Source organism: Massilia sp. 9I, assembly GCF_902506415.1.
Lineage (GTDB): Bacteria > Pseudomonadota > Gammaproteobacteria > Burkholderiales > Burkholderiaceae_D > Telluria.
Genome location: NZ_LR733275.1, coordinates 5,292,479 through 5,314,096, shown reverse-complemented (window position 1 = coordinate 5,314,096; position 21,618 = coordinate 5,292,479). Strand labels below are relative to the sequence as shown.

Here is a 21,618-nt window from a genome sequence, read left to right as displayed (position 1 = left end):
GAGCGTGAGCGATCCTGTTTCGCCATTTCCTTTTCCGATCCGCACCGAGTGCCCGCCCGGCGCCTGTGCGTGCGAGCGCGAGCGCGTCATGGCCGATCCGCAGGCCGACCATCGGCCGCTCGCGCTGACGCGCCAGCAGGAGCAGAAGCTGATCGAGCGCATCGAGCGCGTGACTAGCTACGAGGACCTGAAGCACGTGCAGGAACTGGTGCGCAAGAACCTGGGCGCCGAGCTGCGCATCGCGCCGGGCCCGAACGAGGTGCGCACGGTGCGCGGTATCATCGTCGTGCTGGAAGACAAGCCCGGCCTGTGCAAGAAGGCGCGCCAGTCGGTGCCGGCCGCGGTGCGGCGCTGCCTGAGCGAGCGGCCCGAGATCGCCTATGCATTGCTCGACGCCCACGACCTGTTTGGTTCACCCTGATTCCCGAGCCGCGGCGCACGCGTTTTGCTTGGCTCTTATACAATGTGGACGAGGCGGCAACAGCCGCAAGGTTCACGTTTTCAGGAGAGACACATGTCGGGCTACAGCATCAACATCGAAGAGAAAACCCTCAGCGGCAACAACTTCCGCGAGGTGCTCTACACCACCAAGCGCAGCCAGCTGGTCATCATGACCCTGCAGCCGGGCGAGGAGATCGGCATGGAACACCACGAAGGCCACGACCAGTTCATCCGGGTCGAAGCGGGCGAGGGCATTGCCATCCTGGACGGCGAAGAGCACAAGCTGGAAGACGGCGTGGCGGTGGTGATCCCGGCCGGCACCGAGCACAACGTCATCAACACCTCGCAGAGCGAGCCGATGCGCCTGTACACCCTGTACACCCCGCCCGAGCACCCGGACGGCATCGTCCACGCCACCAAGGCCGAGGCGGACGAGTACGAAGAGCAGCACCACGGTCACTGATCCCCGAACGACGGACGTAAAAAAGGCCGGCATTCCTGCCGGCCCCGTCGCCCTGGCGCTGCTTAGCGGCGATAGTGATACGGGAAGCGCGTCCCGACGTGCCCACCCCAGCCGCGGTGGCCCCAGCCGCGGCCGAAGTTGAAGCCGAGACCGATCGAGATCGGCGGGTAGTAATAATTCGGCTCGTACACCGGCTGCGGTACATAGACCGGTTGCGGCACGTACACCGGCTGCTGCTGCACATACACCGGGCTGCTGCTGTAGGTCGTGGTGCTGCCGGTGTCGCCCGACGCGGCGGCGCGGGCGCCCGTGCCGACCGGTACCGGGGTCACGGACACCACTTGCCACTGGTTCGGATCGCCCGAGCGGGCGTAGCCCTGGTTGCCGTAGTAATTCGGTCCGGGTGCGGCGCAACCGGCCAGCACGGCCAGCGATGCGGTAACAATGATGAGTTTCTTCATGGCGGTCCTCCTGATTTAGCCATGATAAGAAGTTCCAGGCCCGGTGCCTCAAGGAATTACACGTTGTTACACTCCTATTGGCCGGAAACAAGGCTGCCTCTTCACACCAGCATGGCGCTCAGCTCGCCCAGCGGCACCGCCGCCGCCAGCGCCTGGTAGCCCGCGTCGTTCGGATGCAGCCAGTCGCGGCTGTTGTAGTCGGGATGGATGCGCGTCGGCGAGCTGGGGTCGCGCAGCACCATGTCCCAGTCGATCAGCGCGTCGAACTCGTTGGCCGAGCGCAGCCAGCTGTTGGTCGACTGGCGCACCGCTTCGCGCGCCGCGGTGTAATACACGAAGCCCGCCATCGGCGGCAGCGTGGCGCCGAGCACCGGGATCCCGCGCGCATGCGCCCGCGCGATCAGCTGGCGGTAGCCGGCGATCAGGTCGTCTCGCATCTCGCTCAGCGCCGTTCCGGATGCATACACGATGTCGTTGATGCCGATCGCCACGATCATGGCGCGGATGCCGGGTGTCGCCAGCACGTCGCGGTCGAAGCGTTCCAGCACGTCGCGGCCAGCCAGCAGGGCGTTCGGATCGTCCAGCAGCAGGCGGTTGCCGGCAATGCCGCGGTTCACTACGCCCATCCGACCCGCCGTCCCGAGTTCCGCCTGTATCCTGCGCGCGAGGTAGTCGGGCCAGCGCCGGTTCTGGTTTCCCGTGCTGCCCTGGCCGTCGGTAATTGAATCGCCGATCGCGACGACGCAGGGCGCTCCGCCGTCGACGTCCACCTCGGACAGGAAGGGCCAGGAAGCGAAACTGCGCGAGATCGTGAAGGTGGTATTCGCCGCGAAGTTACCGGCGGTCGAGACGTAATTGGTCTGCCAGGAGTCGCGGTGGATCGTGGTGCCCGGCGCGTTACCGGGGAAATACAGACTGATCGCCAGGTCCGAGAATGGCGCCACCTGGAAGTAGACCGGGTCGGACAGCGCCGGCGAACCGGGCTGGATCGTGATCGCGCTGCGTCCGCCAAAGGTCAGCGGATGGTTCGAACCGGCCACCACGGCCTGGCCGCTGCTGCGCAAGCCCACCTGGGCCGAACCGATGGTGAGCGGTGCGCTGCCCATTTCGTTGGTCAGGCGCACGCGGATGCGGTTGCCGCCGATGCTGGTGCGCACGATCATGCGTACCGTCTGGCCGCTGAAGCTGGTCGTGCTGGCGGCCGGCGGCGGCCCGGCGGGCGCACAGCCCCAGGTTGCCGACCAGCCGTCGCCGCGCCATGACTGCGCCAGGGTGGCGCGCGGCGCGAGGGCCAGCGCGCCCGCGAGCGCAGGGGCGCCGAGCAGGAAACGCCGTCGGCCGCGGTCCGTGCCGGCGCCCTTGCTTGTTTGGGAATGGGAAAGGAAAGGATGCGACGCGCGGAAAGCCGGAAAAGTCATGGCATGCTCCTGTCGATGAGGTGCAGCCGCGGCGCGGCCGCAAGGTCAAAGATAGACGAGTAGCGCAAGGCGTCCAATCGTGCGCGCCAGACTGTTTGAGCTGGCTCGTAAAAGCGCACGGAACCGCCGAAGCATGAGAAACTTGCGGGAAACTCGAGCGTTCCACTGCCTATGAAAAATACTTTTTCGCACATGAGATCCAGCATCGTTTTTGCGCTGGCCGCAGCGCTTCCCTTGATTGCCGGGGCGCAGGGACTGATGTCGGAGGTGGCAGGCGTCTATAAGCACCGTTTCATGAGCGCGACGATCACACCGGGCAAGGCGCCGATGGAAGCGGACGAGCCGTATCAGGCCGAGGACGTCATCGAGATCGTTCCGGTCGATCGCGAGCACGTGTACTTCCGCATTCACCTGGATTTCTACAACGGCCATAGCTGTGGCCTGTACGGCATCGCGAAGCAGGAAGGCGGCCGATTTGTCTACCGCGAAAGCGCGGACCTGTCGCCGGCGCCGCCGCGCTGCGTGCTGCGCCTGGGCGTGGACAAGGGGCAGCTCAGCATCACCGACCGTGGCGAGGACGACGTGAGTTCGTGCAGCCAGTATTGCGGCGCGCGCGGCAGCCTGGATTACACGATCGGCATGGACAAACGCCGTCCGATCCGCTACATGGAGCGGCTCAAGGCCTCGCGCCAGTACCAGGAGTCGGTCGCCCGGATGCGGCCCAAGCCCTGAGGGAATGGCTTACAGGATCGCCAGCAGGCCGTCGAGGCCCGAGAAATTCAGGGCGACCGAGGCCTGCGCGCGCACCACCGGCTTGGCGCGGAAAGCCACCGACAGTCCGGCGATGCCCATCATCTTGAGGTCGTTGGCGCCATCGCCCATGACGATGGCTTGTTGTGGATCGATGCCCAGTTGCGCACACACGCGCTGCACGGTGCGCATCTTTTCTTCCGCGTCGACGATGCCGCCGAGCACGCGGCCGGTCAGCTTGCCGTCCGCCACTTCCAGCACGTTGGCATGCGTGAAGTCGAGCGACAGGCGCTCCTTGAGGCGATCGGTGAAGAAGGTGAAGCCGCCGGAGACCAGCAGGGTCTTCAGGCCGGCCGCCTGCACCGCCTGCAGCATCGCTTCGCCACCCATCGAGATGCGCAGGCGTTCGTCGTAAACCCGTTGCAGGGCGGACGCGTCCAGGCCTTCGAGCAGCACGACGCGGCGCGTCAGGCTGGCCGCGAAATCGAGTTCGCCGCGCATCGCCGCCTCGGTGATCTCGGCCACTTGGGGTTTGAGGCCTTGCATGTCCGCGATCTCGTCGATGCACTCGATGGTGATCAGGGTCGAGTCCATGTCCATGGCCACCAGAGCGAAGTCCGCCAGCGTGCGGCCGGCCTCGATGAAGCAGGCGTCGACCTTGGCGGCGAAAGCGGCGGCGTCGATGCGTTCCTTCAGTTCGGCGCTGAACGGGACGTCTTCGCAGCGCAGCGCATGCTCGCCGATGCGGACGGTGCGGGCCGGCTGGGCCAGCGAGGCCAGTTGGTCGAGCGAATCTTGCGAGGCCTGCGGCCCCTGGAGCACCAGGTTCATGGACATGGGTTTAGGCGAGTAGCTGTTTGATGGTCTGTTTTACTTGCGTCACGCGCGCCGCCAGGTCCGGCATGCTGGCGCTGATGCGCAGCTTGTCCTGTCCGGCCAGCTTGATGTGGCGGTTTTTCTGGATCAGCGTGATGATCTTGATCGGATCGATCGGCGGCTTTTCCATGAACTGCAGGTTGGCGGCTTCGCCATGGGCGTCGATCTTGACGATGCCGACCTGCTTCGCCGCGATGCGCAGGCGGTGGGTCTCGATCAGGGCCTTGACCTGGTCCGGCATCTTGCCGAAGCGGTCGATCAGCTCTTCCTGCATGCCGTCGATCTTGTCCTGGCTTTCGCAGTTGGCCAGGCGCTTGTAGATCGACAGGCGTTCGTGCACGTCGCCGCAGTAATCCGCGGGCAGCAGGGCCGGCACGTGCAGGTTGATCTCGGTGGTGCTCGAGAGCGGCGCCGCCAGGTCCGGTTCCTTGCCGGCTTTCAGCGCCTTGACGGCTTCGTTCAGCATGTCCGAATACAGCTGGAAACCGACTTCCAGCATCTCGCCCGACTGGTTCTCGCCCAGCACTTCGCCGGCGCCGCGGATCTCGAGGTCGTGCATGGCCAGGTAGAAGCCGCTGCCCAGTTCTTCCATCGCCTGGATCGCGTCGAGCCGGCGTTGCGCCTGCTTGGTCAGGCCACTGACGTCGCTCACCATCAGGTAGGCGTAGGCCTGATGGTGCGAACGGCCCACGCGCCCGCGCAGCTGGTGCAGCTGGGCCAGGCCGAAGCGGTCGGCGCGGTGCATGATGATGGTGTTCGCGGTCGGCACGTCGATGCCGGTCTCGATGATGGTCGTGCACAGCAGGATGTTGAAGCGCTGCGAGACGAAGTCGCGCATCACCTTTTCCAGGTCGCGCTCGTGCATCTGGCCGTGGGCCACGCCGATGCGCGCTTCCGGCAAGAGTTCCTGCAGCATGGCGCGGCGGTTCTCGATGGTCTCGACTTCGTTGTGCAGGAAGTAGATCTGGCCGCCGCGTTTCAGCTCGCGCAGGCAGGCTTCGCGGATCACGGAACCGTCCTCGCTGCGGACAAACGTCTTGATCGCCAGGCGCTTCTGCGGCGCGGTGGCGATGATCGAGAAGTCGCGCAGGCCTTCCAGCGCCATGCCGAGGGTGCGCGGGATCGGGGTCGCGGTCAGGGTCAGGACGTCGACTTCGGCGCGCAGGGCCTTCAGCGCCTCCTTCTGGCGCACGCCGAAGCGGTGTTCCTCGTCGATGATCACCAGGCCCAGGCGGGTGAACTTCACGTCCGGGGACAGCAGCTTGTGGGTGCCGATCACGATGTCGAGGGTGCCGTCGGCCATGCCCTTGATCGCGTTGTTGATCTCTTTCCCGGTGCGGAAGCGCGACAGCTCGGCGATTTTTACCGGCCAGTCGGCAAAGCGGTCGGCGAAGGTCTGTGCGTGCTGCTCGGCCAGCAGGGTGGTGGGCGCCAGGATCGCAACCTGCTTGCCGCCCATGACGGCGATGAAGGCGGCGCGCAGCGCCACCTCGGTCTTGCCGAAGCCGACGTCGCCGCACACCAGGCGGTCCATCGGGCGGCCCGAGGTCATGTCCTTGATGACGTTGTGGATCGCCTCGGCCTGGTCCGGCGTCTCGTCGAAGCCGAAGCTGCCGGCGAAGTTCTCGTAGTCGATGCTCGAATATTCGAAGGCATGGCCCTGGCGCGCGGCGCGGCGCGCGTACAGGTTGAGCAGTTCCGCGGCGGTGTCGCGCACCTGCTCGGCGGCCTTTCTCTTGGCCTTGTCCCACTGGCCGGAGCCGAGCGAGTGCAGCGGCGCGTCTTCCGGCGAGGTGCCGGAATAACGCGAGATCACGTGCAGCTGCGACACCGGCACGTAGAGCTTGGTCTCCTTGGCGTATTCCAGGTGCAGGAACTCGGTCTCGCCTTCGCCAAGGTCCATGCTCATCAGGCCCATGTAGCGGCCGATGCCGTGGTTGATGTGCACCACCGGGTCGCCGATCTTCAGCTCCGACAGGTCGCGCACCATCGATTCGACCTGGCTGGTCGCTTCCTGCTTCTTCTTGCCGGCGCGGCGGCCCGATCCCGCATACAGCTCGGTCTCGGTGATGAACACCAGGCGGCCCGCCTGCTCCTCGGTCAGCTCGAAGCCGGCCTGCAGCGGCGCCACGCCCAGCGCCAGTTTGGCGTCGGTGGCGCGGAAGCCCTCGAAGCCTTCGACCGGGGCCAGCTCGAGCTGGTATTCGTGGAAGTACTGCTGCAGGGTTTCGCGGCGGCCGGCCGAATCGGCGACGATCATCACGCGCGCCTCCTGGCGCAGCAAATAGGCCCGCAGGTTGGTCAGGGGATCATCGAGGCGGCGGTTGACCGCGATGTCGGGGATCGGCGCCGACAGCTCGGAGGCGGGCGCGCTCGGATCCTTGGCGATGGTCCAGCGGCCATGCGGCTTGGCGCAGGTGAAGAACTGCTCGGCGCCCAGGAACAGCTCGCGCGGCTCCAGGATCGGTCGCTCGCGGTCGCTCTTGAGGAATTTGTAGCGCGACTCGGTATCGAGCCAGAAGCGCTGGATCGCCGCGTCGATGTCGCCGACCAGGGCCAGGGTCGCATCCTGGGGCAGGTAGTCAAACAGGGTCGCGGTCTCTTCAAAGAACAGCGGCAGGTAGTACTCGATGCCGGCCGAGGCGATGCCGTTGCCGATGTCGCGGTAGATCGGCGAGCGCGAGGGGTCGCCCTCGAAGCGCTCGCGCCAGCGGCCGCGGAAGCTTGTCCTCGCCGCTTCGTCCATCGGGAACTCACGCCCTGGCAGCAGGCGCACTTCCTTCACGGGATACAGCGAACGCTGGGTGTCGGCATCAAACGTACGGATCGTTTCGATCTCGTCGCCGAACAGGTCGAGGCGGTAGGGCAGGACCGAACCCATCGGGAACAGGTCGATCAGGCCGCCGCGCACCGAATACTCGCCCGGCGACATCACCTGCGACACATGGGTGTAGCCCGCCAGGGTCAGCTGGGCCTTGAGCTTGGCTTCGTCCAGGCGTTCGCCCTGGCGGAAGAAGAAGGTGTAGGCTGCGAGGAAGGACGGCGGAGCCAGCCGCACCAGCGCGGTGGTGGCCGGCACCACCAGCACGTCGCACTGGCCGTTGCGGATCTCGTGCAGGGTCGCGAGGCGCTCCGACACCAGGTCCTGGTGCGGCGAGAACGCATCGTAGGGCAGGGTTTCCCAGTCCGGCAGCAAGTGGCAAGACAGCTTGCCGCCGGCGAACCACGGAATTTCGTCGAGCAGGCGCTGACCGTCGCTGGCATTGGCCACGATCACGGTGAGGATCTGGTTGTTGGCTTTCAGCGCCAGCGCAGCGAGGGCGAGCGCATAGGCATCGCTCGAACCGTGTAGGGTCGGCAGGGCAAAACGGGAGCCTGGCTTGGGGAGACTTTTCTTGAGATCGAAGGGCATTGAGCGCGCAGTGACGTTCGCAACAGTGGCTGTCCATTATAGACGAATGGCTGCCCTGACGCCGGGGCAGGACGCCTCGCGGGCACGCGCTGGCGTGACAATGCCGGTGGATGAACGAGGTGAAGCATGAGAAGTGCATTACGGCATTTTTCCGATCCTGGTGCAGTGGCCCATTACCACCAAGGCCCGCCGCGGCTGGTGCCGGGATTCTGCGACCTGCAGCGCATGGCGCAGGTGCTGCTGGCCGAGCGTGCGCCGCAGGATGCGCGGGTGCTGGTGCTGGGCGCGGGCGGCGGGCTGGAACTGAAGGCTTTCGCGGATGCCCAGCCCGGATGGACCTTCGACGGTGTCGATCCCTCGCACGAGATGCTGGAACTGGCGCTGGACACCGTGGCCGAGCACGCGGCGCGTATCCGGCTGCACGAAGGCTACGTCGACGTCGCGCCGGCGGGCCCTTTTGATGCGGCCACCTGCCTGATGACCATGCACTTCATGCCGCTGTGCGAACGCCGCCACGCCTTGCGCGTGATCCGCCAGCGCTTGCAGCGCGGCGCGCCTTTCGTGGCGGCGCACATGAGCTTTGCCCAGGACGAGGACGAGCGCGCACTGTGGCTGGCGCGCGACGAGGCCTATGCCGTGGCGTCGGGCACAGCGCCCGAGGAAGCCCATCACCGGCGCGAGGTGATCGAACGGGTCTTGCCGGTGCTGGCGCCGGAGCAGGACGAAGCCCTCCTGCGCGAAGAGGGGTTCAAGGACGTGAGCATGTTCTACGCGGCCGGCGTGTTCCGGGGATGGATCGGCTACGCCTGAGCGCTTATTCCTCGGCCGGCTGCAGCTTGTCGAAGATGCGCTTTTGCTCGCCGGACAGCGTCGCCGCGGGAATCTCGGCGTCCTCCACGCCGGCGTCGAGCAGGACACGCAGCTTGGCCAGCTGGTCGCCCTCATGCAGGGCTTGCCCCAGCGGCGTCGCTTCGCGTTGACCGGCCAGCAGGATCGCCTGGCAGACCGGCGGCGGCAGCTCCCATAAGGTCGCGATGCGGGCCGACAGGGTGCGTGCGCTGTCCAGCAGCGCGTGCGCAAAGGCGTCCGACTGCGGCAGCGCGGCCGCACCAAGCACCTGGTCGACCAGACGGAAGGCCACGATCAGGCCGACGTTCTGGGTCAATCCCGCCAGATAGGCCTCGAAGGGATTCGCGCCGGATGCCGGCGCGGCCATGCTGGCCGCCAGCGCGCATCGTTCGGACTGGCTCCAGATCTGGGGCGCGGCCTGGCGCGCCAGGCGGCCGGTCTGGGCGCCGATGATGGGACGGAAGGCCACGCGCGCCAGCAGCATGCGCAAGCCGTTCTGGCCCAGCAGCATCAGCGCGCCCTCGATATTGCTGACCTTCGAGGTGGCGCGGTAGTACGGGCTGTTGACCTCGCGGATCACTTCGACTACCAGTGTCACGTCCTGCGCGACCTGGCGCGCCAGGTCGGAGGCCGACATCGCGTCGTCGCGCAGGCTGCGCAGCAGTTGCGGGATGACGGCGGGCACGCGCGGCACCAGTTCGGCCGCCGCTTCCGGCTGGCGCGCCAGCCGCGCAAGTTCGTCGAGGATCAGCTGCTCGGGCGCCTCGCCCGCATGTACGGTCGAGCCTGCGAGCCAGCGATAAAACACCAGGTCGAGGTCAAGCGAATGTGGCGCATCCGCCACGTTCGATGGCGCAGGATCTTTCTGAGCGGGAGCTGCGGATCGCTCAGGAGGCGATGGCCCGCCGAACAGGCGCGCAAGCCAGTTTTTCATGATGGGAAGTTCAGTGTCGGGACAGGTCGATTCTACCCGACGGGGCCGGAGATCCGGCCGGAGGGAGGGCGGGCTTCGCCAGGGGAGCGGCGTGCCCGCAAGGACCTACTCAGCGGCTGGTGCCCGAAGACGAGGAATTGGTCACGGGCGGGGTCTGGGTGGCCGGGGTCGACGAGGTGCCGCTGTTCACGTCGTTGGTCGTGCCGGTGTTGGTGCCGCTTTGGCCGGACGGGCTGCTGGTGCCGGTGGTGCCCGTGCCCATCGACGAGCCGGAGCTCGAGCCGGTGCCGGTAGTGGTGCAGGCGGCCAGGGACAGCGCCATGATGCCGCCCAGCAGGACGGTGTGGAACTTGTTCATTCGAATTCTCCTCGGTGTGGATGGGTCAGACCATCATGCGAGGAGCATGGGGAGTGTGAAATAGGAACAGGGCGTCAGTCGATGTAGGACCGAACGTACGTACTATGCGCAACAACGCGAGACGCCAGCCCGGGCTGCCGGGCTGGCGGGACAGCAGGCGTGCTTCAGCGCCCGTTGTTCGACGTGCTTGTCGCGGTGTTCGGGCTGGTGGTCGTGGTGTTCGAGTTGTTGGTACCGGCCTGGCCTGCCGAGGATGGGACGCCGGTACCGGTCGTGCTGTCGCGGGTGACGCCATTGTTGGTGCCGCCCATGCCGGTGGCGGTGGCGGCGCCGGGGGTGGTCGAGCCCGAGGTGGTCGAGGTCGCGTCGGTGGCGGTGGAGCTGCAGGCAGCCAGGGATAGGGCCAGGACGCTGCCCAGCAGGGCGCTGTGGATCGCTTTCATGTGTTTTCTCCTCGTTTGGTTGGGTCCGCCAATCATGCGAGGAGGCTGCGCCGCGTGAAATAGGAACAGGGCGTCAGTGTCTGTAGGATCGGGCGCACAAACTCGACAGCGCGTCCGACCTGCGGATTCAAGCGGCGATCGCCTCGTGGCTCGCCAGCCAGGCAAGCAGGTCGTCCGAGACCAGCGGCCGGCTGTAGAAATAGCCCTGGCCCTTGGCGCAGAACTGGGCCCGCACCACGTCGGCCTGGGACTGCGTCTCGATGCCTTCGGCAACGGTCTTCATGCCCAGGCTCTGCGCCACCTTGACCGTGGCTTCGATCAGTACGCGGTGGTGGGCGCTGGTGTCGGACTGGCTCACGAAGGAACGGTCGATCTTGACCGTGTCGACCGGCAGCAGGTGCAGGCTGGACAGCGACGAGTAACCGGTGCCGAAGTCGTCGAGGGCCAGCTGGATGCCGAGCGCTTTCAGTTCGTGCAGGCGCAGCTGGATGCCCTGGTCCTGGGCCGCCAGGCTCTCGGTGACTTCGAGCTGCAGCTGCCCGGCCGGCATGCCTGTCACCTGCAGTACGCGGCGCACGCTGTCGATCCAGCCCGGTTGGCCGAGCTGGGCGCGCGACAGGTTCACGGCGATCAGGCGCGGCGCCGCGCTGCCCAGGCGCGCCTGCCAGTCCATGAAGTCGCGGCAGGAGCGTTCGAGCACGAAGTCGCCGAGCGCGCCGATCAGGCCGCACTCTTCGGCGATGCCGATGAATTCGATCGGCGGCACGATGCCGCGCACCGGGTGGCGCCAGCGCACCAGCGCTTCGACGCCGGCGGCATAATCGGTGCCGCCATCGGCCAGCAAACCAACGACCGGCTGGTAGACCACGAACAGCTGTTCTTCGGCCAGGGCCTGGCGCAGCTCGGCCTCGATGTCGGCGCGGCGTTCGGCGCGCTCGCGCATCGCGGTCTCGAACACCTGGTGGCGCGCACCGCCGGCGCGCTTGGCCTCGACCATCGCGATGCCGGCATCGCGCAGGATCTGGTCGGCGTCGCGCGCGCTTTCCGCGCCCCAGGCCAGGCCCAGGCTGGTGCCGCACACGACCTCGTGGCCAAGCACGCGGTAGGGACGCGCCAGCGCGTCGAGGATGCGGCCGGCGACGCGCTCGGCATCGTCGCGGTTGCGCATCCCGTCGAGCACCACCACGAATTCGTCGCCGCCCACGCGCGCCGCCAGCTGGCCGGTGCCGCTGGCCGCGTTGATGCGGTCGCTGGGCGGACGCAGGGCGCCGCGGATGCGGTCGGCGATCTGCACCAGCAGCTCGTCGCCTGCGGCCTGGCCGAGGGTGTCGTTGATCTGGCGGAAGCGGTCGCAGTTCATGAACAGCACGGCGAATTCACCGGCCGACAGGGGCCGGTTGACCAGGTGCTGCAGCTGCTCGCGCACCGCTTCGCGGTTGGGCATGCGCGTCAGCGCATCGGTACGGGCGGCGTTGCGCAGGCGGCGCAGCAGGGTTTCCTGCTCGCGCTGCACTTCGATGGTGGCGTCGTTGATCACCGCCATCAGGCGTTCGCCGTCGAGCTTCATCAGGCTGATCGCCAGCACCTGCGGGTTGCCGTGCGCGGTGTGTTCGAGCGGAAGGGGGGCGCGCATGCCCTCGCAGATCACGCCCGAGGGCTCGCCGAATTCGCCGGCCAGCCGCGGCAACTGGGGCGCGATCGGCGCCAGTACCTCGAACAGGTTGTCGAGTCCGCCGTTTTGCGCGATCGGCATCAGGAGGCTCGATGCCATCGGATTGAGCATGTCCACCGTACCGTCGGGCGCGATCTGGGCAAGGCCGATCGGCGCGCGGTACAGGAACTGCACCAGCGCTTCGTAGGCGTCACTCGGATCAGGCTGCATCGCGGTCTCCCTCGTGTACTTCCGGTTGGTGGACCGGCGCGCCGGCCAGTTCCGGGCGCCAGCGTTCGACGCGGTTGCGGCCAGCGCGCTTGGCGGCATACAAGGCCTGGTCGGCGCGTTTGAGCAGCAGGTCGATGCCGCCGTCGCCGTTGTCGATGCTGGCCACGCCGGCACTGACAGTGTAGCGGATACGTTCGCCGTCGAAGTGCACGACTTGCGAGGCGACCGCGGAGCGCAGGCGCTCGGCCACCACCGCCGCGCGCGGCAGGTCGGTGGACGGCAGCAGCACGGCGAACTCTTCGCCGCCGATGCGGGCCACCACGTCGACTTCGCGGAAGGTCTCGGCGAGGATCGCCGCCAGGTGCTGCAGCACGGCGTCCCCACCGGGATGGCCGTAGCGGTCGTTGATGGCCTTGAAGTGGTCGGCGTCGAGCGTGATCACGGCGGTCGGGCGCGGCACGGTCTTGCTGCGGGTGAGCTCCTGTTCTGCGGCTTCGAAGAAGGCGCGGCGGTTGGCCAGACCCGTCAGGTAGTCGCCGAAGGCTTCGCGGCGGCGCCGCTCGCTGGCGTCGCGCTTGTCGGTGATGTCGCGCAGGATCAGGCAGAAGGCCGCGCCTTCCGGCTCGGCGCCGCAGGGCGGTTCGCGTTCCGGCAAGGGTGCGATCAGGGCGCTGCCCCAGAAGCCGCTGCCGTCGGCGCGCGTGCGCCTGCCTTCGTCCAGGCTCCAACCGTCGCGTTCCGCATCGCGCAGGCGGTCGAGCAGATGCTCGGGTGTCATGGCATCCGGCGGATAGAAGATCGAATAGGGCTGGCCCACAGCGTCCTCGGCGAAACCGGTGACGCGGCCGATGCTGGGGTTCCACTCCGTAATCGCGCCGCGCGCGTCCAGGCCCACCAGCGCATAGTCGGTGATGCCGGTCAGGATGGCATTGAACCAGGCGTCGTTCTGGCGCAGCTGGCGGTCGCGCCGCACCTGCAGGGTGACGTCGTCGATCACCGCCATCAGGCGCCTCGCGTCCAGCTTGAGCAGGGTGATCGCGAGAATCTGCGGCACCTTCTTGCCGCCGCCGCCCGCGTTCAGGTGTACGTGCAGGCCGTCGCAGATCTTGCCGGACGTGCGTCCATAGCCGGCGCACAGATGGCGCAGCTCCGGGGCCACGCCTTCCAGAGCCGTGAACAGGTTATCGAGGCCGCCGTCGCGCGACAGCGGCATCAGGAGCTGGGCCGAGATTGGATTCATCATGACGATACCGCCATCGATGTCGGCCTGCACCAGCCCGACCGGGGCCAGGTACAGGAACTGGATCAGTGCCTCATGCTCCGCACGGAGCTGCTCGATATCGTTCACGATGGACCCGGATCAGCGTGGCTGGCGCTGGACCAGCACGTAGCGGTTGCCGCTCGTCGGGCTGGCCAGCAGGCGCAGGGCCACCTTCACCGGGCGCATGCGCAGGGTCAGGACGTAGTCGATGGTGTCGTCCAGGCTGCCGCCCTGGTCGATCGCATCCTCGAAGCGCTGGGCCACCATGAAGTTATTCAGGCAGGGCGCCACGTTGGTGAACAGCGGCTGGCCGATCACGCGCTGCGGCGACAGGCCGGCGGCCTGCGACTCGAAAGCGTTATAACGTTGCACATTGGTGTCGGCGTCGAACCCGATCACGCCGAAATCCAGCTGGTCGAGCTGTTCCGCAGTCAAATTGTCGAGTTGCGCAGCCAGGTCGGTGGTCGAAAACGACAGGGTAGAAGCGTTCATGGGCGTGAGGGTTATGTCCAAAAGGAACTAATTGATTTGAGGAAATTGATGTTGGCATGACGTCAGGTGGCTTGTCAATTGTACGAGCCTTTTGCGTGACAGTTTGCGTTGCCAAATATCACTTTTAGCGTAAATCTCTTGTGCGCTTGACAGGTTTCGGCCTCCTCGGCACCATCGCCGCTTCACATCGCGCCGCTTTTCCATGACTGTAATGACGCCACCCGAACGCCGCTGGTGGGCCCACCGGCCGACCCTGTCGCGCGTCCTGTCCGACCTGCTCGCCGGCGAACTGGCGCTGATGCGGCCGGGTGTTGCTCGACGCCCCTTGCCGTGGCCGCCAGAGCTGGACCTGATGGCCGACCTGGGCGCCGACTCTTTGGAGCTGCTGGGCCTGGCGACCGCGATGGAGCAGGTGCTCGGCATCGGCTGCATCGGCGTAGAGCGGGTGCTGGCCAATCCCCACCTCGACGCCTGGCTCGATGCCGCGGCATCCGGACTGGAGCAGGGGAGCGATGCGATGCGCTTCAGGACCTCCGGCAGTTCGGGCGCGCCCAAGGCCTGCAGCCATTTACTGCACGAGCTGTGGCAGGAGACCGGGGTGCTGGCCGGCCTGTTTCCGGGGACCCGCCGCATCGCCGGACTGGTTCCTTCGCACCATATCTATGGCTTCCTGTTCACGGTGCTCTTACCCCGTGCGCTGGGACTGGATCCGGATGCCGTGCTTGACCTGCGCGGGGCTTCGCCCGGTGCGGTGGCGCGGGCTTTGCAGCCGGGTGACCTGGTCGTCGGCTTTCCGGATTTCTGGCGCGCGTTCGCGCCGGTAGCGGACGCGGTGCCGGCAGGCGTCGTCGGTGTGACTTCCAGCGCGCCCTGTCCGGACGAGGTGGCGCGCGCTGTGGCGGCTGCCGGCGTGGCGCGCCTGGTGCAGGTCTACGGCAGTTCGGAGACGGCCGGCGTCGGATGGCGCGACAGACCGGACCAGGACTACCAGCTCTTCCCCTACTGGGAAGCGGGCGCCGATTCCGCCATCCTCACGCGTGCCCGCGCCGACGGCAGCCGGGCCGACTACCCGCTGCAGGACAAGCTGGCGTGGAGCGCGCCCGACCGCTTCCGCCCGGCCGGCCGCATCGACCATGCGGTGCAGGTGGGCGGCATCAATGTGTTCCCGGCCTACGTGGCCGACGTGCTGCGCATGCACCCGATGGTGGAAGACGCGGCCGTGCGCCTGATGCGGCCGGACGAAGGCCAGCGCCTGAAGGCCTTCGTGGTGCCGCGTGGGGAAGCCGAGACGGCAACGCTGCGTGCGGAACTGGACGCGTGGATCGCCGAGCGCCTGTCGACGCCCGAGCGTCCCGCTGCCTGGTCCTTCGGCCCGGCGCTGCCGCGCCAGTCCAGCGGCAAGCTCTCGGACTGGATCATCGACGCCTAGCGGTCGATCATCATCTCGAAGCCACCCCAGAACATGCGCTTGCCGTCGAAGGGCAGGCCATCGGGCGACATCATGTGCGCCAGGCGCGGGTCTTTCATGACCTTGTCGTTCACCTCGTCGCGCTTGGCGCGCGACTCGTAGACGATCCAGGCGAAGACCACGGTCTCATCATCCTGCAGGTTGACGCTTTGCGGGAAAGACGTGAGCTTGCCCGGCTTGACGTCGTCGGCGATGCACTCGCGGTATTCGAGCGCGCCGTGTTCGCGCCACACGGTGGCGGACAGCTTGGCCATCTCCTTGTATTGCTCGATCTTCGCTTTGGGAAGCGGTAGGACGAAACCATCGACATAGGCCATGCTGTTCTCCTCGGTTTGTTGTGATGTGGGCTGACCAGATGACAGACCGCCGGGCGGCCTGCATGGGTCCCGCAGCATGCGGGACGCGCGAGGCAGGAACCAGATCAGCATAGCATCAGAAAACGGTCGAAGGGGGCGGCGGCGGAGGGTCTATAGCCTACCAAGGTTATAGGGACAAGCCGTACGGGCAATTAGTACTGGTTAGCTTAATGCATTACTGCACTTCCACACCCAGCCTATCAACGTCCTGGTCTCGAACGACCCTTCAAGGAGCTCAAGGCTCCGGGAAATCTCATCTCAAGGCAAGTTTCCCGCTTAGATGCTTTCAGCGGTTATCTCTTCCGAACTTAGCTACCCGGCAATGCCACTGGCGTGACAACCGGTACACCAGAGGTTCGTCCACTCCGGTCCTCTCGTACTAGGAGCAGCCCCCTTCAAATTTCCAACGCCCACGGCAGATAGGGACCAAACTGTCTCACGACGTTTTAAACCCAGCTCACGTACCACTTTAAATGGCGAACAGCCATACCCTTGGGACCGGCTACAGCCCCAGGATGTGATGAGCCGACATCGAGGTGCCAAACTCCCCCGTCGATATGAACTCTTGGGAGGAATCAGCCTGTTATCCCCAGAGTACCTTTTATCCGTTGAGCGATGGCCCTTCCATACAGAACCACCGGATCACTATGTCCTACTTTCGTACCTGCTCGACTTGTCGGTCTCGCAGTTAAGCACGCTTATGCCATTGCACTATTAGCACGATGTCCGACCGTACCTAGCGTACCTTCGAACTCCTCCGTTACACTTTAGGAGGAGACCGCCCCAGTCAAACTGCCTACCATGCACTGTCCCCGATCCGGATAACGGACCAAGGTTAGAACCTCAAACAAACCAGGGTGGTATTTCAAGGATGGCTCCACGAGAACTGGCGTCCCCGCTTCAAAGCCTCCCACCTATCCTACACAGATTGGTTCAAAGTCCAATGCAAAGCTACAGTAAAGGTTCATGGGGTCTTTCCGTCTAGCCGCGGGTAGATTGCATCATCACAAACATTTCAACTTCGCTGAGTCTCGGGAGGAGACAGTGTGGCCATCGTTACGCCATTCGTGCAGGTCGGAACTTACCCGACAAGGAATTTCGCTACCTTAGGACCGTTATAGTTACGGCCGCCGTTTACTGGGACTTCAATCAAGAGCTTGCACCCCATCATTTAATCTTCCAGCACCGGGCAGGCGTCACACCCTATACGTCCACTTTCGTGTTTGCAGAGTGCTGTGTTTTTATTAAACAGTCGCAGCCACCAGTTTATTGCAACCCTTTCGCCCTTCTGCAGTAAAGCAGTCAAGCTACCGGGGCGTACCTTATCCCGAAGTTACGGTACCAATTTGCCGAGTTCCTTCTCCCGAGTTCTCTCAAGCGCCTTAGAATACTCATCTCGCCCACCTGTGTCGGTTTGCGGTACGGTCTCGTATGACTGAAGCTTAGAGGCTTTTCTTGGAACCACTTCCGATTGCTTCAGGACCTAAGTCCCTCGTCTCAACCCCTTGAATTATGTGCCCGGATTTGCCTAAGCACCTTCTATGAGTCAAAAACTAACTATTCCAACAGTTAGACAACCTTCCGCGATCCGTCCCCCCATCGCATCATACGACGGTGCAGGAATATTAACCTGCTTCCCATCAGCTACGCATCTCTGCCTCGCCTTAGGGGCCGACTCACCCTGCTCCGATGAACGTTGAACAGGAAACCTTGGGCTTACGGCGTGCGGGCTTTTCACCCGCATTATCGCTACTCATGTCAGCATTCGCACTTCTGATACCTCCAGCATCCTTCACAAGACACCTTCGCAGGCTTACAGAACGCTCTCCTACCATATCTATTGCTAGATATCCGCAGCTTCGGTGACTGGCTTAGCCCCGTTACATCTTCCGCGCAGGACGACTCGATCAGTGAGCTATTACGCTTTCTTTAAATGGTGGCTGCTTCTAAGCCAACATCCTGACTGTTTTAGCCCTCAAGCGCCTTAGAATACTCATCTCGCCCACCTGTGTCGGTTTGCGGTACGGTCTCGTATGACTGAAGCTTAGAGGCTTTTCTTGGAACCACTTCCGATTGCTTCAGGACCTAAGTCCCTCGTCTCGACCCCTTGAATTACGTGCCCGGATTTGCCTAAGCACCTTCTATGAGTCAAAAACTAACTATTCCAACAGTTAGACAACCTTCCGCGATCCGTCCCCCCATCGCATCATACGACGGTGCAGGAATATTAACCTGCTTCCCATCAGCTACGCATCTCTGCCTCGCCTTAGGGGCCGACTCACCCTGCTCCGATGAACGTTGAACAGGAAACCTTGGGCTTACGGCGTGCGGGCTTTTCACCCGCATTATCGCTACTCATGTCAGCATTCGCACTTCTGATACCTCCAGCATCCTTCACAAGACACCTTCGCAGGCTTACAGAACGCTCTCCTACCATATAGATCAAGTGATAAATCACGAGAAATATATCCGCAGCTTCGGTGACTGGCTTAGCCCCGTTACATCTTCCGCGCAGGACGACTCGATCAGTGAGCTATTACGCTTTCTTTAAATGGTGGCTGCTTCTAAGCCAACATCCTGACTGTTTTAGCCATATCCGCAGCTTCGGTGACTGGCTTAGCCCCGTTACATCTTCCGCGCAGGACGACTCGATCAGTGAGCTATTACGCTTTCTTTAAATGGTGGCTGCTTCTAAGCCAACATCCTGACTGTTTTAGCCTTCCCACTTCGTTTTCCACTTAGCCAATCTTTGGGACCTTAGCTGGCGGTCTGGGTTGTTTCCCTCTTGACGCCGGACGTTAGCACCCGACGTCTGTCTCCCAAGCTCGCACTCATCGGTATTCGGAGTTTGCAATGGTTTGGTAAGTCGCAATGACCCCCTAGCCATAACAGTGCTCTACCCCCGATGGTGATACTTGAGGCACTACCTAAATAGTTTTCGGAGAGAACCAGCTATTTCCAAGTTTGTTTAGCCTTTCACCCCTACCCACAGCTCATCCCCTAATTTTTCAACATTAGTGGGTTCGGACCTCCAGGGCGTGTTACCGCACCTTCATCCTGGCCATGGGTAGATCACTTGGTTTCGGGTCTACACCCAGCGACTGTCGCCCTGTTCGGACTCGATTTCTCTACGGCTCCCCTATTCGGTTAACCTCGCCACTGAATGTAAGTCGCTGACCCATTATACAAAAGGTACGCCGTCACCCCATAAAGAGGCTCCGACTGTTTGTATGCACACGGTTTCAGGATCTATTTCACTCCCCTCCCGGGGTTCTTTTCGCCTTTCCCTCACGGTACTGGTTCACTATCGGTCGATTACGAGTATTTAGCCTTGGAGGATGGTCCCCCCATGTTCAGACAGGATTTCTCGTGTCCCGCCCTACTTGTCGTACGCTTAGTACCACCGAAGAGATTTCGTGTACGGGGCTATCACCCGCTATGGCGCTTATTTCCAGAAGCTTCCACTATCAATTCGACTATCACGTACAGGCTCATCCCATTTCGCTCGCCACTACTTTGGGAATCTCGGTTGATTTCTTTTCCTGCAGCTACTTAGATGTTTCAGTTCGCCGCGTTCGCTTTGCATACCTATGTATTCAGTATGCAATGACCTAAAAGGCCGGGTTTCCCCATTCGGAAATCTGCGGATCAAAGTGTGTTTGCTCACTCCCCGCAGCTTATCGCAAGCTACTACGTCCTTCATCGCCTGTAATCGCCAAGGCATCCACCATGTGCACTTATTCGCTTGTCCCTATAACGTTGGCCCCTCATGAGTTAAGGGATCGTCATAGAAATCAAGAGTACAGCTCGTTGCATGTTTGTTGATACTTGATTACTACCCTAAGTGTGCACTTTTACATGCACGCTTAAAAAAACTTTACTTCTTCCAGATTGTTAAAGAACGAAAACTACACTTATCTAAAACCCAGGCTTTAGATAAATGCAGTCAGAACAGTAATTGGTGGAGGATGACGGGATCGAACCGACGACCCCCTGCTTGCAAAGCAGGTGCTCTCCCAGCTGAGCTAATCCCCCCGTGAAACGTGGTAGGGCTGGTTGGACTCGAACCAACGACCCCCGCGTTATCAACACGGTGCTCTAACCAGCTGAGCTACAGCCCCGATACTGTTCTTCATTCGACAGTCGATAAGCGTGGACGCTTGATGATGGAGCGTTAGCTCCCGGTGCTACTCTAGAAAGGAGGTGATCCAGCCGCACCTTCCGATACGGCTACCTTGTTACGACTTCACCCCAGTCACGAATCCTACCGTGGTAAGCGCCCTCCTTGCGGTTAAGCTACCTACTTCTGGTAAAACCCGCTCCCATGGTGTGACGGGCGGTGTGTACAAGACCCGGGAACGTATTCACCGCGACATGCTGATCCGCGATTACTAGCGATTCCAACTTCATGTAGTCGAGTTGCAGACTACAATCCGGACTACGATACACTTTCTGGGATTAGCTCCCCCTCGCGGGTTGGCGGCCCTCTGTATGTACCATTGTATGACGTGTGAAGCCCTACCCATAAGGGCCATGAGGACTTGACGTCATCCCCACCTTCCTCCGGTTTGTCACCGGCAGTCTCATTAGAGTGCTCTTGCGTAGCAACTAATGACAAGGGTTGCGCTCGTTGCGGGACTTAACCCAACATCTCACGACACGAGCTGACGACAGCCATGCAGCACCTGTGTGAAGGCTCCCTTTCGGGCACTCCCAGATCTCTCCAGGATTCCTTCCATGTCAAGGGTAGGTAAGGTTTTTCGCGTTGCATCGAATTAATCCACATCATCCACCGCTTGTGCGGGTCCCCGTCAATTCCTTTGAGTTTTAATCTTGCGACCGTACTCCCCAGGCGGTCTACTTCACGCGTTAGCTGCGTTACCAAGTTAATTAAAACCCGACAACTAGTAGACATCGTTTAGGGCGTGGACTACCAGGGTATCTAATCCTGTTTGCTCCCCACGCTTTCGTGCATGAGCGTCAATCTTGACCCAGGGGGCTGCCTTCGCCATCGGTGTTCCTCCACATCTCTACGCATTTCACTGCTACACGTGGAATTCTACCCCCCTCTGCCAGATTCAAGCCTTGCAGTCTCCATCGCAATTCCCAGGTTGAGCCCGGGGCTTTCACGACAGACTTACAAAACCGCCTGCGCACGCTTTACGCCCAGTAATTCCGATTAACGCTTGCACCCTACGTATTACCGCGGCTGCTGGCACGTAGTTAGCCGGTGCTTATTCTTCAGGTACCGTCATTAGCCGAAGGTATTATCCTCAGCCGTTTCTTCCCTGACAAAAGAGCTTTACAACCCGAAGGCCTTCTTCACTCACGCGGCATTGCTGGATCAGGCTTGCGCCCATTGTCCAAAATTCCCCACTGCTGCCTCCCGTAGGAGTCTGGGCCGTGTCTCAGTCCCAGTGTGGCTGGTCGTCCTCTCAGACCAGCTACTGATCGTCGCCTTGGTGAGCCTTTACCTCACCAACTAGCTAATCAGATATCGGCCGCTCCACAAGCATGAGGCCCGAAGGTCCCCCACTTTCATCCGTAGATCGTATGCGGTATTAGCGTAACTTTCGCTACGTTATCCCCCACTTCTGGGTACGTTCCGATATATTACTCACCCGTTCGCCACTCGCCGCCAGGTTGCCCCGCGCTGCCGTTCGACTTGCATGTGTAAAGCATGCCGCCAGCGTTCAATCTGAGCCAGGATCAAACTCTTCAGTTCAATCTCTGTTTGTTGGCATTGCTGCCATC

At 63.0% G+C, this 21,618-nt stretch carries 16 protein-coding genes, 2 tRNA genes and 2 rRNA genes; 5 read left to right on the top strand and 15 right to left on the bottom strand.

The window, feature by feature from the left end; translation table 11 throughout:
- Positions 1 to 4: 4 nt before the first annotated feature.
- Together GV068_RS23845 and GV068_RS23840 are read left to right on the top strand one after the other, a co-directional pair.
- Entirely contained in the window at positions 5 to 421 is a 417-nt protein-coding gene (locus GV068_RS23845; protein WP_159703914.1) for a hypothetical protein, read from the top strand.
- 93 nt (positions 422 to 514) lie between these two features.
- On the top strand, positions 515 to 904 hold the full coding sequence (locus GV068_RS23840) for a cupin domain-containing protein (RefSeq protein ID WP_159703912.1): 390 nt from the start codon (positions 515 to 517) through the stop codon (positions 902 to 904).
- A 62-nt stretch (positions 905 to 966) separates the two neighbouring features.
- Here GV068_RS23840 and GV068_RS23835 read toward each other — a convergent pair whose 3' ends face one another.
- Together GV068_RS23835 and GV068_RS23830 are read right to left on the bottom strand one after the other, a co-directional pair.
- Positions 967 to 1,365, bottom strand: a complete 399-nt coding sequence (locus GV068_RS23835; RefSeq protein ID WP_159703910.1) for a hypothetical protein — start codon at positions 1,363 to 1,365, stop codon at positions 967 to 969.
- A gap of 101 nt (positions 1,366 to 1,466) precedes the next feature.
- Positions 1,467 to 2,783 carry an SGNH/GDSL hydrolase family protein gene (locus GV068_RS23830; protein WP_159703908.1) on the bottom strand — a complete coding sequence of 439 codons (1,317 nt, stop codon included), beginning with the start codon at positions 2,781 to 2,783 and terminating at the stop codon, positions 1,467 to 1,469.
- Positions 2,784 to 3,077: 294 nt separating this feature from the next.
- Here GV068_RS23830 and GV068_RS23825 point away from each other — a divergent pair, with 294 nt between their 5' ends.
- Positions 3,078 to 3,515 (top strand): hypothetical protein, encoded by a 438-nt coding sequence (locus tag GV068_RS23825; RefSeq protein WP_159703906.1) that lies wholly within the window; start codon positions 3,078 to 3,080, stop codon positions 3,513 to 3,515.
- 9 nt (positions 3,516 to 3,524) lie between these two features.
- Here GV068_RS23825 and serB read toward each other — a convergent pair whose 3' ends face one another.
- Positions 3,525 to 4,364, bottom strand: coding sequence for a phosphoserine phosphatase SerB (gene serB / locus GV068_RS23820; protein ID WP_201303415.1), 840 nt, complete (start codon positions 4,362 to 4,364; stop codon positions 3,525 to 3,527).
- A 10-nt stretch (positions 4,365 to 4,374) separates the two neighbouring features.
- Complete coding sequence (gene mfd, locus GV068_RS23815; protein WP_159703901.1) at positions 4,375 to 7,821, bottom strand: transcription-repair coupling factor; 3,447 nt, start codon at positions 7,819 to 7,821, stop codon at positions 4,375 to 4,377.
- A gap of 126 nt (positions 7,822 to 7,947) precedes the next feature.
- On the opposite strand from mfd, the gene GV068_RS23810 reads away from it, so the two are divergent.
- Entirely contained in the window at positions 7,948 to 8,631 is a 684-nt protein-coding gene (locus GV068_RS23810; RefSeq protein WP_159703898.1) for a class I SAM-dependent methyltransferase, read from the top strand.
- Between the two features lie 4 nt (positions 8,632 to 8,635).
- Here the strand turns inward: GV068_RS23810 and GV068_RS23805 are convergent, their stop codons facing one another.
- From GV068_RS23805 to GV068_RS23780, 6 genes are all read right to left on the bottom strand, one after another.
- A complete protein-coding gene (locus GV068_RS23805; RefSeq protein ID WP_159703895.1) occupies positions 8,636 to 9,604 on the bottom strand; it encodes an HDOD domain-containing protein in 969 nt (322 codons plus the stop codon).
- Positions 9,605 to 9,713: 109 nt separating this feature from the next.
- Positions 9,714 to 9,962: a hypothetical protein gene (locus GV068_RS23800; protein ID WP_159703892.1), complete on the bottom strand. Its 249-nt coding sequence runs from the start codon at positions 9,960 to 9,962 to the stop codon at positions 9,714 to 9,716.
- Positions 9,963 to 10,126: 164 nt separating this feature from the next.
- Entirely contained in the window at positions 10,127 to 10,405 is a 279-nt protein-coding gene (locus tag GV068_RS23795; protein ID WP_159703889.1) for a hypothetical protein, read from the bottom strand.
- Between the two features lie 127 nt (positions 10,406 to 10,532).
- The gene (locus tag GV068_RS23790; RefSeq protein WP_159703886.1) at positions 10,533 to 12,287 is read right to left on the bottom strand and encodes a bifunctional diguanylate cyclase/phosphodiesterase; all 1,755 of its coding nucleotides are present in this window, start codon (positions 12,285 to 12,287) and stop codon (positions 10,533 to 10,535) included.
- Positions 12,277 to 13,635 (bottom strand): sensor domain-containing diguanylate cyclase, encoded by a 1,359-nt coding sequence (locus tag GV068_RS23785; RefSeq protein ID WP_229464449.1) that lies wholly within the window; start codon positions 13,633 to 13,635, stop codon positions 12,277 to 12,279. The genes GV068_RS23790 and GV068_RS23785 overlap by 11 nt, the downstream gene beginning before the upstream one ends.
- Positions 13,636 to 13,647: 12 nt before the next feature.
- The gene (locus GV068_RS23780; protein ID WP_159703883.1) at positions 13,648 to 14,040 is read right to left on the bottom strand and encodes a PAS domain-containing protein; all 393 of its coding nucleotides are present in this window, start codon (positions 14,038 to 14,040) and stop codon (positions 13,648 to 13,650) included.
- 211 nt (positions 14,041 to 14,251) lie between these two features.
- On the opposite strand from GV068_RS23780, the gene GV068_RS23775 reads away from it, so the two are divergent.
- Entirely contained in the window at positions 14,252 to 15,469 is a 1,218-nt protein-coding gene (locus tag GV068_RS23775; protein WP_159703880.1) for an AMP-binding protein, read from the top strand.
- Here GV068_RS23775 and GV068_RS23770 read toward each other — a convergent pair.
- The 5 genes from GV068_RS23770 to GV068_RS23750 form a co-directional block, all read right to left on the bottom strand.
- A complete protein-coding gene (locus tag GV068_RS23770; protein ID WP_159703877.1) occupies positions 15,466 to 15,825 on the bottom strand; it encodes a DUF1428 domain-containing protein in 360 nt (119 codons plus the stop codon). The two genes, GV068_RS23775 and GV068_RS23770, sit on opposite strands and share 4 nt — an antisense overlap.
- Before the next feature lie 170 nt (positions 15,826 to 15,995).
- Positions 15,996 to 19,615 (bottom strand): 23S ribosomal RNA (locus GV068_RS23765).
- A 208-nt stretch (positions 19,616 to 19,823) separates the two neighbouring features.
- A tRNA-Ala gene (locus GV068_RS23760) sits at positions 19,824 to 19,899 on the bottom strand.
- A 9-nt stretch (positions 19,900 to 19,908) separates the two neighbouring features.
- Positions 19,909 to 19,985: transfer RNA gene (locus GV068_RS23755), tRNA-Ile, on the bottom strand.
- 75 nt (positions 19,986 to 20,060) lie between these two features.
- Positions 20,061 to 21,589 (bottom strand): 16S ribosomal RNA (locus GV068_RS23750).
- The 16S and 23S rRNA genes sit together here with 2 tRNA genes alongside, the layout of an rRNA operon.
- Positions 21,590 to 21,618 lie beyond the last annotated feature (29 nt).

Coding starts and splice junctions, on each gene's coding strand:
- GV068_RS23840 (WP_159703912.1), top strand. CDS start 515: ATGTCGGGCTACAGCATCAACATCGAAGAGAAAACCCTCAGCGGCAAC.
- GV068_RS23835 (WP_159703910.1), bottom strand. CDS start 1,365: ATGAAGAAACTCATCATTGTTACCGCATCGCTGGCCGTGCTGGCCGGT.
- GV068_RS23830 (WP_159703908.1), bottom strand. CDS start 2,783: ATGACTTTTCCGGCTTTCCGCGCGTCGCATCCTTTCCTTTCCCATTCC.
- GV068_RS23825 (WP_159703906.1), top strand. CDS start 3,078: ATGAGCGCGACGATCACACCGGGCAAGGCGCCGATGGAAGCGGACGAG.
- serB (WP_201303415.1), bottom strand. CDS start 4,364: ATGAACCTGGTGCTCCAGGGGCCGCAGGCCTCGCAAGATTCGCTCGAC.
- mfd (WP_159703901.1), bottom strand. CDS start 7,821: ATGCCCTTCGATCTCAAGAAAAGTCTCCCCAAGCCAGGCTCCCGTTTT.
- GV068_RS23810 (WP_159703898.1), top strand. CDS start 7,948: ATGAGAAGTGCATTACGGCATTTTTCCGATCCTGGTGCAGTGGCCCAT.
- GV068_RS23805 (WP_159703895.1), bottom strand. CDS start 9,604: ATGAAAAACTGGCTTGCGCGCCTGTTCGGCGGGCCATCGCCTCCTGAG.
- GV068_RS23800 (WP_159703892.1), bottom strand. CDS start 9,962: ATGAACAAGTTCCACACCGTCCTGCTGGGCGGCATCATGGCGCTGTCC.
- GV068_RS23795 (WP_159703889.1), bottom strand. CDS start 10,405: ATGAAAGCGATCCACAGCGCCCTGCTGGGCAGCGTCCTGGCCCTATCC.
- GV068_RS23790 (WP_159703886.1), bottom strand. CDS start 12,287: ATGCAGCCTGATCCGAGTGACGCCTACGAAGCGCTGGTGCAGTTCCTG.
- GV068_RS23780 (WP_159703883.1), bottom strand. CDS start 14,040: ATGAACGCTTCTACCCTGTCGTTTTCGACCACCGACCTGGCTGCGCAA.
- GV068_RS23775 (WP_159703880.1), top strand. CDS start 14,252: ATGACGCCACCCGAACGCCGCTGGTGGGCCCACCGGCCGACCCTGTCG.
- GV068_RS23770 (WP_159703877.1), bottom strand. CDS start 15,825: ATGGCCTATGTCGATGGTTTCGTCCTACCGCTTCCCAAAGCGAAGATC.